We start from the raw sequence: 14,262 nt of genomic DNA on the forward strand, positions 1-14,262 counted from the left end.
TATTCAAACAACGCATATAAAAACAGCAGCACCTCCTGGTATGATCAACGTATCAATTTAAGGAGGTGCTTTTTCATATGCCGCAGCAAAAACTCACAATCGTCCCCGTTACATTACATTCCGAAAACAAAAATACTTCTGCACCAAATCCAGTAGTGATTTCTCCAAATCCTACTTGCACGATCAAAACCGGCAACGCCGAAATCTCCTTCTTCAACGGCGTAGATGAGCACATCATCCAAACGGTTATGAGGGAGTTGAAAAATCCGTGAAACACGATTTTACTAGCGTAAAAAATATTTACATCATTTGCGGTAAAACTGATATGAGAAAAGGTATTGACGGACTAGCCACATTAATTCAAGATTCCTTTGAATTGGATCCATACGGGGATTCCATTTTCTTGTTTTCAGGATGGAGTAAAGATCGCTATAAATGCTTATATTTCGACGGTGATGGCTTCGCCATGCTATATAAACGTTTGGATAACGGAAAACTCCAATGGCCAAAGGATGAAAACGAAGTACGGAATCTCTCTCAAAAGGAGCTCAGGTGGCTCCTCGAGGGGTTATCTATCCAGCAGCCAAAGGCGATTCAGCAGTCACCAAAAGGTGCCTTCTAAATTCGTTAAAGCCCTTCATTTTATCTTTATTCCACTGTTCGAACTCGTTATAATAAAAGAAGTGAATCCGAACGAAAAGTGGTGAATGATGTGGCGAATACTTCTTCTACGAATGAAAATCAATTTGATAGAGTAATTCGATTGCTCGAAAGAGCAGTTGGCTCATTCGAATCAACAAAACCAGGAGCTATCCAAAAAATTGGATCAATCGTTGAAACAGAACGAAGCGTTAACGCAACAACTTCGGCACTTAACAAAACTCTTATATGGTTCTAAAACTGAAAAATCAAGATATAACGCACCAGAAGGGCAATCGTCATTATTTGATGATGACCCGTCTTTTAGCGAATCTGAGCACACAGAAGAACAAAGCCAACAGACCATTTCTTATACTGTTGTTCGAACTATTAAAAAGAAAAAACGAAATGATTCATTACGAGATGATATAGAAGTTGAAGCATTTCACTATCATCCAGAAAATATACAATGTGACTGTTGCCAGGGACAAATGATTGAAATTGGAAGTACAATCGTGCGCGAAGAAGCAGAATTTATTCCCGCAAAAATGAAGAAAGTCCAACACATAGAACATGCTTATGAATGTAAAAATTGTAAAGGTGATTCATTTCAAAAAGCCCAAATTAAACGTGGTAAGGCACCGCAGCCTTCCATTCAACGTAGCATCGCAAGCCCTAGCGTGCTTGCCAAAGTCATCTATGATAAATTTGCGCAATACCTCCCCCTTTACCGCCAGGTTAAGGAATGGGATCGTTACGGCCTGAATACCAACGATAAGAATCTTTCGAATTGGGTCATTCGTGCATCACACGATTGGCTATTGCCTATTTATGAAAGAATGAAAGATTTGATGATGAATAAATCGCTTTTACATATTGATGAAACATATGGACAAATACTCCACCGTTCCGATGGTAAATCGGGTCAAACCAATGCTTATAATTGGGTGTCTCGAAGTGTTCCTTGCCAAGGACCACCAATAACTCTCTTTCATAGTGCATTATCGCGAGCCCGATCCGTCCTTGAAGGATTCATTGAAGGCTTTTCAGGAACGATTATTTGCGATGGTTATTCTGCCTATGGCAAGTTGGAAGGCGTTACTTTCGCAAATTGTTGGGCCCACGTTCGCCGTTATTGGCTGAAGGCGGACAGCAAAAATGGCCGTATAGGTGTGAGCTTTTGTGACGATTTATACCGTCTTGAAAGGAAATTTAAACATTTGTCTCCGAGTAAGCGAAGAAAAAAACGCCAGAAATATTCGAAGCCAATTGTAGATAAATTCCTTGAATGGGTTGAAACGTCACCATTCTATGGAAAAAATGCGCTGGCGAAAGCAGCTGAATATACATTGAACAGGGCAAATGGACTTAGAGCATACCTGAACGACGGGCGCGTTGAAATCGATAATAATCCCGCTGAAAACGCCATCCGCCCTAACGTCGTGGGGAGAAAAAACTGGCTTTTCTCAGTCAGTGAAGCCGGCGCAAAAGCGAACGCCATTTGTCTCAGTATCGCAGAAACTGCCAAAAGTAACGGTGTAGATTTCTACGAATACTTGAAGAAACTTTTGACGGATCTGCCCAATCTTGGCATCCATCAAAAACCTGAAATTTTAGATCAATACATGCCCTGGTCAAAAGTGATTCAGGCCGAATGTGGGCAAAAATTGAAATAAGCCGTAAATTCGATTGAAAAAAATCGGGATTTACGGCTATTCGTGATGCGTACCGAAAGGTGCGCTTATTTTTTATAATTCGGGCTTACGATTGAACGAGTATTTGCGGATGCGAAAGAAAAGCATGGTATGCGCTGGACAACCTTAAGGGGTCTTAAAAAATTGTCCATGCAGGCGATGCTTACTTTTGCTGCCATGAATTTAAAGAAGATGGCAAACTGGACTTGGATTAGTCCAACAATGGCATAAAAATTGACCCCGGAGGGGTCCAATTCAAGAAAAAATTAACGAAAAAGTGCTTAAAAATGGAAAAAGGCAACCGAATGGGATCATTCGGAATGCCTTTTGTCTACAATCTGAGCACGCCGATAAGGCGTGCTATTCACTTATGCTTTTTACTTTCTCCACCAATTTGTCTATTCCTTTGCCAATTGTGTATAACGCTTTGTCCAAGCCCTCTTTCCATTCCGGGGCTTTTTCTTTTATCGCGGACCCAATTTTTTTGGCATTTTCATTTAATTCCTTGCTAATTTCCTTCGCCTGCTCATCAATGCTTGTCTTTGTTGCGGCCTCTCCGGCAAGCTGGGCATTGATGGAAGTCACATGAAAGCTTTCATCCGGTAGGTATGGCAATGACTCCTTCATTATTTCTTTAAAAATCGGTACCACATTAGATGAGCTCGAGCTTGGCAGATAATGTTCACGGTCTGTTTGGTCATAACCGATCCAGATGGCCCCGACAATGTTCCGTGTATATCCGACCATCCACTGATCCTTCGTACCGCTGACATCACCGAATGGGAGCTGAGTTGATCCTGTTTTTCCGGCGATTTCTACACCAGGGATATGGGCACGCTTGCCTGTCCCGGTTTCCATCACATTCAACAACATGGAGGTCATCTCGTCAGCAACCTTTTTAGATGTTACCTTTGTTGTTTTTACCTCCCGTTCAGCGATAATGTTCCCTGTTGGCCCGACGATTTTCGTAATTAAGTGGCTATCCTGCCGCTTGCCGCCATTTGGAAAAGCGGTAAACGCATTTGCCATTTGCAGCGGTGAAACCCCTTTACTCATGCCGCCAAGGGCGATGGCCAGATTTTCGTCTTCCTTTTCCAGAGGAATGCCAAAACGTTGTAACGCATCCAAGCCTTTATTTAAGCCAATTTCATTTAAGAGCCATACAGCGGGAACATTTAACGATTCTTCCAGGGCTTTGTACAGTTGTACCTTTCCTTGAAACGTCTTCGAGAAATTTTCCGGTTTGTAATTTCCGAAGGTTGTTGGTTCATCGACAAGTTCTGACGAATAGTTATAGCCATTTTCCAGTGCAGGTGTATAGACAGCCAGCGGCTTGATCGTTGAGCCAGGCTGGACCCGTAACTGTGTCGCCCTGTTAAAGCCACGGAACACATGCTCACCTCTGCCGCCAACAAGAGCTCTGACACCGCCTGAGGCCGGATCCATCAGGACAGACCCGCTTTGAACGAGGGTATTTCCCTTTCCTCTTGGGAACAAAGAGTTTTTACTATATACTTTTTCAAGTCCGGCCTGCAGGTTTTGATCCATTTCCGTATAGATACGGTATCCTCTTGTTAAGATCTCTTCCTGGGTGACTCCATATTTTGAAATCGCCTCATTTAAAACCGCATCCACATAATAGGGATATTTTCGCTCGACAAAGCTGCCGCCGCCATCGTTTAGTGAAATCTTTTCTTTCTTTGCGGTTTCGACCTCTTGGGCAGAAATGAATCCAAGCTCCTTCATTTTTCCTAAGACAACATTTCGTCGTTTTATCGCTAAATCATAGTTTTTGTAAGGATCCAGATAGTTTGGCGCATGGAGGAGTCCCGCAAGCATGGCTGCCTCACTTACACTTATATCCTTGACATCTTTATTAAAATATTTCTTCGAGGCATTGGCGATTCCCCAAGCACCGCTGCCAAAGTATACCTGGTTGATATACATTTGCAGAATTTCCTCTTTTGTATAAACCTTTTCAATTTTAACAGCTAAAAATAATTCCTCGGCTTTTCGTTTATAGGTGCGCTCTGGTGAAAGCAGGGCATTTTTTGTCAGCTGCTGTGTTAACGTACTGCCTCCGCCCGTGATTCTTCCGGCAAACAAGTTACTGAAAAAGGCCCGGGCAATACCCTTCACATCAAAACCGCTATGCTCATAAAAACGTTCGTCTTCAATCGCGACAACGGCATTCGGAACATATTTAGGCAATTCCGCTACTTTTACTCCTTTCGTCCGATTGGTAGCAACATTGCTCGCCACCTTGCCGCCTTTATCATAAATGACCGTCGGCTGGCTTAGGCCTTCTTTCAAGGATTCCACATTTGCCCTTGTTGCCAGCCAGCCAAAATAAAGGATGGTCCCTAATAGTACGACAAGTAGGATTAATAAAATAATTTGAGTCAAGTGTTTCTTTTTCCAAAAACGAATAATCATATCTCGAAATGGATGTAATTTCTCCATAGTATCTCCTTACTTTCAAAAGGAATTTTTGCTTAACCTATTATAAATTTTCTTGCAAAAAAAACCAACAAATGTGTATTAGCCTGATGACGGAAGGACTCAAAAATAATGGAAAAAAAGGTAAAACTGTGATAATCGTGGACAACCATTTCCTTGGCCAAGCATATGTTAATAGAAAGAAAATTTAGCATACAGGAAAGGGATGGGAGAATGATTAACTGGAAAGTTCGGTTTAGAAATCGAAACTGGGTCATCGCGTTTGTATCACAGCTTCTCATTGTAGCACAAATGGTGTTAGCAGGTTTAAATACAATGGGTTTAGTTGACTTTCAACTAACAGATGCAATCCAAAGCTCGATTTTAACGTTTGTGAATGCCGTGTTTGTTTTATTGTCCATGTTAGGAATTGTACAGGATCCAACAACAAAAGGCTATGGAGACAGTGTAAGGGCCCTAAAATATAAGGATCCGAATTAAACAGAAGGTCAGGTTCAATTGGAGCCTGACTTTTTCAATTGTGTAGAAAATTTCTTTACTTTAGATACATAAATTGGTTAACTAGGTAAATAGACTATAACTTCCGAGGGTATTTCATATGAATAAAATGAAAAATTATATTGGTCAATTTCATCCGATTGTATGGGTGTTATTAATTGGTACTGTATTAACAAGATGCTCCGCCTTTATGACGCTGCCATTCCTATCAATCTATTTATCGCGGCATATGGACATTTCTCCGATTATCATTGGCTTAACCGTTGGGATGAGCCCATTAATGGCAACTGCAGGGGGTTTCATTGGCGGCCATTTATCAGACCGCTACGGACGAAAGCCGGTGATGCTAATCTCACTATTTATGTTGGCCTTGGTCTATTACGGGTTTACCATTGCAACAGGGCAAGGCTGGTTTATCCTCTTCAATGCACTTAACGGGCTTTGTACATCATTCTTTGAGCCGACCTCCCAAGCCTTAATGGCAGATGTGAGCAGTAAGGAAAAGCGGATGAAGATTTATTCATTACGCTATACGGCCATGAATATCGGGGCATCCGTTGGTCCATTGATTGGTGCCTATTTGGCCAATACCTCTGCAAAACTATCATTTGGCATAACGGGTACGACGTATTTACTCTATGGGATTGTGTTGGTTTACTTTATGAATAAATTGATTATTCAACCTGAACAGCAACAAAGCAAAAAGAATGTATCGTTTGGTGATGCATTTCGGATTGTTAAAACGGATAAGGCGTTACGGTATTTAATTATTGGGATTATTTTGGTCAATATGGGGTATGTGCAAATTGATTCCAATTTACCGCAAATTTTAGAGGGATCGCTTGAAAACGGTGTAGTCATATTTTCCATGCTCATTACCATTAATGCCTTAATGGTTGTTTTTCTGCAAATGCCCATAAGCTATGTGGCGGAAAAATTCAGAGTAATGCAGGTCATGGTGGTTGGTGCCATGTTTATGGCTGCCGGATTAATCGGCTTTAGCTTTGTTGACGGCTGGGTTACGGCTGTTCTTGCCATGGTATTATTGACATTTGGTGAAATTTTGATCTTCCCGTCAAACAGTATGATGATTGATACACTTGCACCGGAGCATGTGCGCGGCACCTATTTTGGCGCAGCTCAATTCCGCAAAATTGGAAACTTTCTTGGACCGATTTTTGGCGGATTTCTACTCAGTCATTACCACGGTCAAATCATGTTCTTGGTGGTTTCGATTATCACCCTCAGGAAGCATCATCTTCTTTACAGCCGGGAATAAATCAAGAGTAACAACCGCCGGAAAGGCTGTTTAGCTATACAACATTCAGATTTAACCAATTTTTACCCACATATTGGTAATTTATTGCTATAATAGAATGGAAGAACTGAAGATTGATCGTAATTCTTTACTGATTTATCATGCAGGATAAATCGTATCCTTTTGCAAAGGAGTTCTCGACATGTCGCATTGGATTACCATGACTGTCCTTTCTTTCGCCATCCTGATGGTGTTAGAGGGAAGGAACCTATTATGGCTGGAATCGCATTGTATACGGTCCGAACATTGAAGCAAGAAGAAAGTGGAAGAATAGAGGAATGACGATGATTAGGTTCTTTAAGCGAAAACAAGTGATCGAAGTGGATCAAAGCAATGAAGAAAAGAGCTCGCATTTTTAACTAAATGCCGAGCTCTTTTTCATTTTGCTCCCACTACATTTAATTCGCTGGCGGATTACTTTGTTGTTTTTTCTTAATATAAGAAAACATGGATTTCAGAAGAAAAATGGTAATAAAAAATATCACAATCACATATTCTGCCGGTTCCATGACCCGAAAAGGATTGATCGTTTTCCAGAAAATACCTTTAGCAGTAATGCCCATCAGTAAGTCTAAAAAAATCATTAGCGATAACATCCCGACTGCCAATAAAAGAGCGACAAAAAATTGTTTCAATCGATTCACCTACATTCCAGATTATACTTATGTTTGCATCCGTAGAATTCCCTATGCAGAAAGATTCATGGTAAAAATGGATATTACAGATGACGTTGGGTAAAATAGCCAAAAGGAATTTGATGAAATGAGGTGGAGCTTGTGTCGATTTTATCAAATATGTTGAAAAAGAAACAAAAAAAGAGACAAAACGATAATTACCGGCAACAGCAAGATCCTCAAAAACCGGAAGAATTATCCATTCTCAGGAATTATCAAGACAATTTAAACAGAATTAAAGGTGAGTTGGGAAACAGTACGGATCTGGCTTTCCGCGAATTTCAATTTAACCGGATCAAAGGGTTATGTATTTATATGGATGGCTTAGCGGACCAAGAAATGGTCAGTGACTTTTTTATGGAATCTTTATTTAAAGGTGATATCGACCTTACACTTCATGATGCCTTTCAATGTTTAGCTGATAAGGTGGTAAGTATAGGGAATATTCAGATTATAACGGAATGGAATCAAATTTATGATAATCTCCTGTACGGAAATTCCTTGTTTTTTTTAGATGGCTATTGCAAAGTAATAAGCGTCGAAACAAAAGGGTGGGAAAAGCGCTCGATCACCGAACCTTCCACCCAATTATCGATTCGCGGTCCAAAGGATTCCTTTACAGAAACGCTACGAACAAATACCGCTTTAATCCGCAGAAGAATTACAAGTCCAAATTTGTGGTTAGAGACAATGAAAATTGGCAAGGTATCACAAACGGATGTAGGAATTATGTATCTGAAAGGAATTGCGAATGAAAAAATTGTTCAAGAGGTAAGGGAACGATTAAATAGAATTGACATAGATTCCATCCAGGCCTCAGGCTATATTGAACAGTTGATAGAAGATCAATCCTGGTCAACCTTTCCGACTACGTATCATTCGGAACGTCCGGATGTTATCTCATCACATATTCTCGAAGGACGGGTTGCGCTGCTTGTGGACGGGACACCGTTTGTTGTATCTGCTCCGGCAATTTTTATTCAATTTTTTCAGGCTCCGGATGATTATTATTCACGGTTTGATATCTCAACGGGAATCCGGTTATTAAGAATATTGTCCTTCTTTATTGCTTTAATTGGGCCGGCATTATATATTGCGATGACCACCTTTCACCAGGAGATGATCCCAACTTCGATGGCAATTGCGATTGCAGCCCAACGTGAAAATGTTCCATTCCCTGCATTTATTGAAGCATTAATCATGGAAATTCTCTTTGAAATTTTAAGGGAGGCCGGCTTGCGTTTACCAAGAGCGGTTGGGCAGGCTGTTTCGATTGTCGGCGCCCTTGTGATTGGTCAAGCTGCAGTCCAGGCAGGGATTGTGTCACCTGTTATGGTTATCGTTGTCTCGCTAACGGCGATTGCCAATTTTGCAACACCAAGCTTTGCCATGGCGATTGCGGCAAGATTAATCCGCTTTGTCCTAATGGGTTTAGCGACGGTATTGGGTTTCTATGGGATCATGTTAGGCCTGATGTTTATGGCGATTCATTTATGCTCACTAAGGTCATTTGGGATTCCTTACATGATGCCATTAGCACCATTTAATATTCATAATCAACAGGATGTGTTTGTCCGCTTTCCGATCTGGGCAATGAAAAACAGACCGATGTTTATTAGTAAAGGAAATATCGTAAGATCTGGGGGGAACCAAAAACCAAGCCCACCGAAACCGGAGGACAATAATCAATCTTCCAACGGTGAATCATGATGAGAAAAGTAGTTGTGCGCTCTTTCATGTTTGTCCTTTTACTGCCAATCTTAAGCGCCTGCTGGAATCAAAAGGAATTGACCGATTTAGCCTTTGTCATGGCAATCGGAGTTGACAAGGGGGAAGAGAAAAAGTTTAATGTTTCCTTCCAAATTGTGAATCCCGGAAATGTGTCATCCGGTCAAAATGGCGGGGGGCAGGGTTTGCCAATTGCTGTTTATAAAAGTTCAGGGGATACCCTTACGGAAGCTGCCAGAAATGCTACAAAACAAATTTCGCGCCGGTTGTATTACTCCCATACGAACCTAATTGCGGTAAGTGAAGATATTGCAAAGGATGGGCTACTTTATATAATGGATGCATTGGATAGGGATCCAGAGTTTCGAACGACCACCCAGCTTGTTGTCACGAGAGACACTTCTGCGGAGGTATTGGTTGCATCCCTTGCCAATCTTGATAAAATGCCTGTTAATAAGATTACCAAAGAGATTAAAGCAACAGAAGCGATGTTAGGAGAAAATACGAGTATCAATATCGACGATTTCCTGGCCGGACTTGTTAGTGATGGCAAAGAGCCGATTGTCAACGGCTTTAAATTGACCGGTAATGATAAAATGGCTGGGGAACTCAAGGATTTGCAGCATACAAGGGCAGATTCGGTGCTGAAAGCAGATGGTTTAGCTGTTTTTCGAGAAGGAAAATTAGTAGGCTGGATTGATAATAATAACGCACGCGGAGTAATCTGGATTTTGGATCGGTTGAAAAGCACGGGTGTAAACGTTACATGGAAAGGAAAAAAAAGTGCCATAACTGTGTCTCCTATCCGAAGTAAAACAAGGGTTTCGGTTAAGATTTTGAAGGGAAACCCCGTCATCTATATAGCAATTGAAAATGAGGGCTGGGTGAGCGAGGCAAATACTGATATCGATTTAACTGATCCAAATGAAATATTGAAAGTTGAAAAGCTAACTGGACAGGAAATCAAGCGGGAAGTTTTGTCATCAGTGAAAAAAGCACAAAAAATGAAGAGCGATATTTTTGGGTTTGGTGAAAGACTTCACAGGAAGAATCCAACCCTTTGGAACCAACTGAAACCCAATTGGAATGACCATTTCGCTGAGCTTGAAGTGCATGTAAAGGTTGATTCGTATATCCGCCGTGAAGGGATTCGCACTAAGCCGTTTTGGTCTGATCTTAATAATTGACCCTGGGAAAAGGGGATAACAGAATGGAAAAGGCAAAAATCAAAGCATCCCAATTGTTTATACTAGTGGTCTTATTTGAAATGGGCAGTGCTCTTCTATTTATTCCCGGATTTCAAGCAAAACAAGACGCATGGCTTGCTATTTTGTTAGGCTTAGCTGGCGGATTGGCGTTAGTTCTCATTTACTACCGGCTATATACGTATTACCCTGATCTCCCATTTACGAGTTATGTTCAGGAAATTACCGGGAAATGGATTGGCAGGCTGCTTAGCCTATTGTATATCATCTATTTTATGTACTTTGCTACAAGGGTATTGCGTGATTTTGGTGAGTTGTTAACGACAACCATATATTTCAATACCCCACTCATCGTTATCAATTCGTTAATGATGCTGACGATTATTTATGGTGTCCATAAAGGGATTGAAGTGATTGCAAGAATGGGGGAGCTGCTTTTCGGTGTCATTTACCTTATGGCATTTGCCGGTGCCGGTCTCATTTTATTTTCAGGAATCATTCATCTTGAATATCTGCAACCAATGCTAGAACATGGATGGAGGCCAATCTTCATCGCATTTCTTAGGGAAACAAGTGCACGGCCGTTTGGAGAAATGGTTGTCTTTTGCATGCTGCTTCCCTATTTAAATGATCAAAAAAAAGCGAAAGCCGCTTGTTTGGGCGGGATCATCTTAGCAGGAATCAATGTGGCAATTACAGCTGCTATTAATGTCGCGACGTTAGGGGTAGATTTATTTCTGCGCTCCAATTTCCCCTTGCTCACTACGATTGGTAAAATTCAATTGGCTAATTTTATTGAGCGGCTGGACGTATTATTTATCATTTATTTAGTTATTGCCGGGTATTTTAAAATTTCGTTGTTTTTTTATGCGGCAGTAATCGGAGCCACAGACCTTTTTAAGTTTAAAACTCATCAGAAGCTGAGTTTTCCGTTTGGATTAATTATCCTTTTTGCGTCGATTACAATTGCCTCGAATTATGCAGAACATCTTAAAGAAGGATTAGAGACGGTGCCCATTTATGTGCAATGGCCATTTCAAATTATCATCCCATTTATCTTGCTGGTCATTGCCTTTTTTCGTAACCGAAAGAAACAAATAACAAGCTCTTAAAGAAGCCTGTTCTTATTGATTGACCCTGGGAAAAGGGGATGAAGTAATGGAAAAGGCAAAAATCAAAGCATCCCAACTGTTTATACTTGTGGTCTTGTTTGAAATGGGAAGTGCTATTCTTGTGGGTCTCGGGGTATCAGCAAAACAAGACGCATGGATCGCCATGTTATTAGGCTTAGCCGGCGGTTTAGTCTTATTTCTCGTTTATTATCAGCTATATAAGTATTACCCTGATCTCCCATTTACAAGTTACGTACAAAAAATTACTGGGAAATGGATTGGCAGGCTGCTGGGCTTGTTGTATATCATCTATTTTCTATATTGTGCGTCAAGGGTATTGCGTGATTTTGGTGAATTGTTAACAACCACTATTTATTTTAATACACCGCTCATTGTAATAAATTCCTTGATGATATTGACGATTATTTATGGTGTTCATAAAGGGATAGAAGTGATTGCAAGAGTAGGGGAGTTATCTTTTGGCATCATCTACCTTATGGCAATTGCCGGCTTCAGTCTCATATTATTCTCGGGAATCATTCATCCTGAATTTCTTCAACCAATGTTAGAAAATGGATGGAAGCCCGTGTTAATCACGTTTATTAGGGGAACAATCACTTTTCCGTTTGGGGAAATGGTTGTCTTCATTATGCTGCTCCCCTATATAAATGATCAAAAAAAAGTAAAAGCGGCCTGTATGGGCGGAATGATCTTGGCGGGTATTAATGTGACGATAACAGCTGCCATCAATGTTGCTACACTAGGGGTAGACTTATTTCAGCGCTCGAATTTTCCTTTGCTTACCACGATTGGGAAAATTCAACTTGCTAATTTTATTGAACGGTTGGATGTTCTATTTGTCATCTATTTAGTCATTGCCGGATATTTTAAAATTTCGCTGTTTTTCTATGCAGCGGTGATTGGGACTGCAGATATATTTCGGTTTAAAAATCACCAGAAGCTGAGTTTTCCTATTGGATTCGTTATTTTGTTTGCTTCGATTACGATTGCCTCGAATTATGCAGAACATATTCAAGAAGGGTTAAGAGTGGTACCGGTATATTTGCACTGGCCATTTCAGATTATCATACCGTTCCTATTACTTATCATTGCCATTTTCCGCAATCGAAAGAAAAAAACAACAAGCTCATCATAAATGAGATTGTTGTTTTTTTGTGTGATCCTGACTGATTGGCAAAGATAGGTGAACTGTGGTTCCTTGATTCTTTTGACTTTCAAAACGAATAGACCCTTTGTGTGATTGAACGATTTTAAAGCTTACTGTCAGACCTAAGCCCGTCCCTTTTTCCTTTGAAGAGTAAAATGGTTCGCCAATCTTCTCTAATCTTTCCTTTGAAATTCCGCAGCCGTTGTCTTTCACGGTAATGAAAACCTGACTATTCTCTGACAGTTCCACCCCAATTGCAACGGTGCCGCCCTTGAACGATGCTTCAATTGCATTTTTAATAATATTGATAAATAATTGCTTAAGCTGATTTGGTTCGCATTCAAGATAAATCTCTTCCTCAGGAAAAATAGACTCGATTTGAACATTATAATAAATCGCTTCGGTTCTTAATAACGAGATGACATCATTCAAGAGCTTCTGAATGGCTGCACTTGTAAATTTAAGATGCTGTGGTTTCGCAAGCAGAAGGAGCTCGTCAACAATGTGATTGATTCGATTTAATTCGTCTAACATGATTTGATAATACAACTGATGCTGCCCGTCATCTACTTTTAAAAGCTGAACAAAGCCTTTTAAAGAGGTAAGGGGGTTGCGGATTTCATGGGCAACACTGGCAGATAATTCACCGACAACTGAAAGTTTTTCTGTTCTCCGTAAACGTTCCTCCGTTTTCCTTAAGGTGGTGACATCCCTGCCATACCCAATGATTCCGGTGACATTACCATCAATGATGATGGGGAGTGATGTACATTGTAATGTGATTGCTTTCCCAGACGCATGTGGGATGTTTATCTCATACATAACCGGCTTTACCTCTTCAACAACAATGGAAATAAAGCGCGGCAAGAATCTTTTATAATTTTTCGGTATAATGTCTTTTACATTCTTCCCAATAAACTCTTCCCGGGTGAGACCTGTGATGACATCAAAATGCGGGTTAAGATTGGTGATCTTTCCATCCAAATCCAGCATATAAACAATATCCGGACTATATTCAAAAAGTGATTTATATTGCTGCTGGCTTTCGGCCAATTGTCGAGCCATTACCTTTTTTTCAGTAATATCCCTTCCGATAATTACTAAACCTTGTCTTGAACCATCGGCATGGAAAAGCGGTACTTTAATGGTATCAAATATTTTCACTGAACCATCAGGAACGGGAAGGAACTCCTCAATACGGGTAATTTCACGATTTTTCCATGTTTCTTCATCAGAAATCTCACAGTATCTGAGAGCATCAGCATAGTAGTCCGAATACTCAGCTAATTCCGAATCCTTTTTGCCGCGATAATCGACATGTTCAAGCTGAAACAATTGCAAGCCAAAATCATTCGCTTCAATCCATCGTCCTTCGCCGTCTTTGAAATTAACAAAGTCAACCATGGAATTGATTAACGTGGATAACCGGTTCTGATCTTCTCGGGATTCCGATAATTCTTGCTTCTTATTAAGGAAAAAATAGATAAATCCTCCTGTGACAACTACATAAAAAATTTCTTTCGAGCGCTCTACAAACGGTATAAAGGAAGCAGGGACAAGCTGTTGAATTAAATAATTTGATCCGTATATCCAAATAAAACTAGTGATAAGATAAAGGATAACTAGCTTTTTTTTCTCCATTGAATATCTCCAGTTCTTTCAAGAAAACGATGTGTCCTTGAATAGTTGAAAATGATTTACTTCTATTGTATATAGTACTAGATATTGAATTATATTGGAATAAAGCAATCTGAAAAATAAAAAAG

At 40.3% G+C, this 14,262-nt stretch carries 11 protein-coding genes and 2 pseudogenes; 10 read left to right on the top strand and 3 right to left on the bottom strand.

From position 1 onward, the window contains the following. The first annotated feature begins 77 nt into the window (after positions 1-77). The 4 genes and pseudogenes from ACO1D1_RS13715 to ACO1D1_RS13730 form a co-directional block, all read left to right on the top strand. Positions 78-272, top strand: a complete 195-nt coding sequence (locus ACO1D1_RS13715; RefSeq protein WP_149872886.1) for a hypothetical protein — start codon at positions 78-80, stop codon at positions 270-272. After that, entirely contained in the window at positions 269-622 is a 354-nt protein-coding gene (gene tnpB, locus ACO1D1_RS13720) for an IS66 family insertion sequence element accessory protein TnpB (RefSeq protein WP_223821044.1), read from the top strand. Before ACO1D1_RS13715 ends, tnpB begins: the two co-directional genes overlap by 4 nt. A 90-nt stretch (positions 623-712) precedes the next feature. Then, positions 713-2,315 (top strand): annotated as a pseudogene (gene tnpC, locus ACO1D1_RS13725) (IS66 family transposase). 87 nt (positions 2,316-2,402) lie between these two features. Next, positions 2,403-2,564 (top strand): annotated as a pseudogene (locus ACO1D1_RS13730) (transposase); the annotation flags it as partial. 129 nt (positions 2,565-2,693) lie between these two features. Here the strand turns inward: ACO1D1_RS13730 and ACO1D1_RS13735 are convergent. Continuing rightward, positions 2,694-4,796 carry a transglycosylase domain-containing protein gene (locus ACO1D1_RS13735; RefSeq protein ID WP_149869875.1) on the bottom strand — a complete coding sequence of 701 codons (2,103 nt, stop codon included), beginning with the start codon at positions 4,794-4,796 and terminating at the stop codon, positions 2,694-2,696. Between the two features lie 210 nt (positions 4,797-5,006). On the opposite strand from ACO1D1_RS13735, the gene ACO1D1_RS13740 reads away from it, so the two are divergent. Both ACO1D1_RS13740 and ACO1D1_RS13745 read left to right on the top strand, forming a co-directional pair. Next, positions 5,007-5,273: a phage holin gene (locus ACO1D1_RS13740; RefSeq protein ID WP_149869876.1), complete on the top strand. Its 267-nt coding sequence runs from the start codon at positions 5,007-5,009 to the stop codon at positions 5,271-5,273. A gap of 118 nt (positions 5,274-5,391) precedes the next feature. Continuing rightward, positions 5,392-6,570: an MDR family MFS transporter gene (locus ACO1D1_RS13745; RefSeq protein WP_423336215.1), complete on the top strand. Its 1,179-nt coding sequence runs from the start codon at positions 5,392-5,394 to the stop codon at positions 6,568-6,570. A 437-nt stretch (positions 6,571-7,007) separates the two neighbouring features. On the opposite strand, the gene ACO1D1_RS13750 is transcribed toward ACO1D1_RS13745, so the two are convergent. After that, the gene (locus ACO1D1_RS13750; RefSeq protein WP_149869878.1) at positions 7,008-7,244 is read right to left on the bottom strand and encodes a hypothetical protein; all 237 of its coding nucleotides are present in this window, start codon (positions 7,242-7,244) and stop codon (positions 7,008-7,010) included. Between the two features lie 159 nt (positions 7,245-7,403). Here ACO1D1_RS13750 and ACO1D1_RS13755 point away from each other — a divergent pair, with 159 nt between their 5' ends. The 4 genes from ACO1D1_RS13755 to ACO1D1_RS13770 are packed head-to-tail and all read left to right on the top strand — an operon-like array spanning position 7,404 to position 12,484. After that, a complete protein-coding gene (locus ACO1D1_RS13755; protein WP_423336216.1) occupies positions 7,404-8,993 on the top strand; it encodes a spore germination protein in 1,590 nt (529 codons plus the stop codon). Next, a complete protein-coding gene (locus tag ACO1D1_RS13760; protein ID WP_149869880.1) occupies positions 8,990-10,198 on the top strand; it encodes a Ger(x)C family spore germination protein in 1,209 nt (402 codons plus the stop codon). Before ACO1D1_RS13755 ends, ACO1D1_RS13760 begins: the two co-directional genes overlap by 4 nt. Positions 10,199-10,221: 23 nt before the next feature. Further along, positions 10,222-11,328 carry a GerAB/ArcD/ProY family transporter gene (locus tag ACO1D1_RS13765; RefSeq protein ID WP_423336217.1) on the top strand — a complete coding sequence of 369 codons (1,107 nt, stop codon included), beginning with the start codon at positions 10,222-10,224 and terminating at the stop codon, positions 11,326-11,328. A 46-nt stretch (positions 11,329-11,374) separates the two neighbouring features. Further along, positions 11,375-12,484 (top strand): GerAB/ArcD/ProY family transporter, encoded by a 1,110-nt coding sequence (locus ACO1D1_RS13770; protein WP_149869882.1) that lies wholly within the window; start codon positions 11,375-11,377, stop codon positions 12,482-12,484. Here the strand turns inward: ACO1D1_RS13770 and ACO1D1_RS13775 are convergent. Continuing rightward, complete coding sequence (locus ACO1D1_RS13775; RefSeq protein ID WP_423336218.1) at positions 12,479-14,137, bottom strand: PAS domain-containing sensor histidine kinase; 1,659 nt, start codon at positions 14,135-14,137, stop codon at positions 12,479-12,481. The genes ACO1D1_RS13770 and ACO1D1_RS13775 overlap by 6 nt on opposite strands. Between the last annotated feature and the right edge of the window lie 125 nt (positions 14,138-14,262).

It is taken from the genome of Neobacillus sp. 19 (assembly GCF_049463095.1).
Taxonomy (GTDB): Bacteria; Bacillota; Bacilli; order Bacillales; family Cytobacillaceae; genus Neobacillus.

Coding starts and splice junctions, on each gene's coding strand:
- ACO1D1_RS13715 (WP_149872886.1), top strand. CDS start 78: ATGCCGCAGCAAAAACTCACAATCGTCCCCGTTACATTACATTCCGAA.
- ACO1D1_RS13735 (WP_149869875.1), bottom strand. CDS start 4,796: ATGGAGAAATTACATCCATTTCGAGATATGATTATTCGTTTTTGGAAA.
- ACO1D1_RS13740 (WP_149869876.1), top strand. CDS start 5,007: ATGATTAACTGGAAAGTTCGGTTTAGAAATCGAAACTGGGTCATCGCG.
- ACO1D1_RS13745 (WP_423336215.1), top strand. CDS start 5,392: ATGAATAAAATGAAAAATTATATTGGTCAATTTCATCCGATTGTATGG.
- ACO1D1_RS13755 (WP_423336216.1), top strand. CDS start 7,404: ATGTTGAAAAAGAAACAAAAAAAGAGACAAAACGATAATTACCGGCAA.
- ACO1D1_RS13760 (WP_149869880.1), top strand. CDS start 8,990: ATGATGAGAAAAGTAGTTGTGCGCTCTTTCATGTTTGTCCTTTTACTG.
- ACO1D1_RS13765 (WP_423336217.1), top strand. CDS start 10,222: ATGGAAAAGGCAAAAATCAAAGCATCCCAATTGTTTATACTAGTGGTC.
- ACO1D1_RS13770 (WP_149869882.1), top strand. CDS start 11,375: ATGGAAAAGGCAAAAATCAAAGCATCCCAACTGTTTATACTTGTGGTC.
- ACO1D1_RS13775 (WP_423336218.1), bottom strand. CDS start 14,137: ATGGAGAAAAAAAAGCTAGTTATCCTTTATCTTATCACTAGTTTTATT.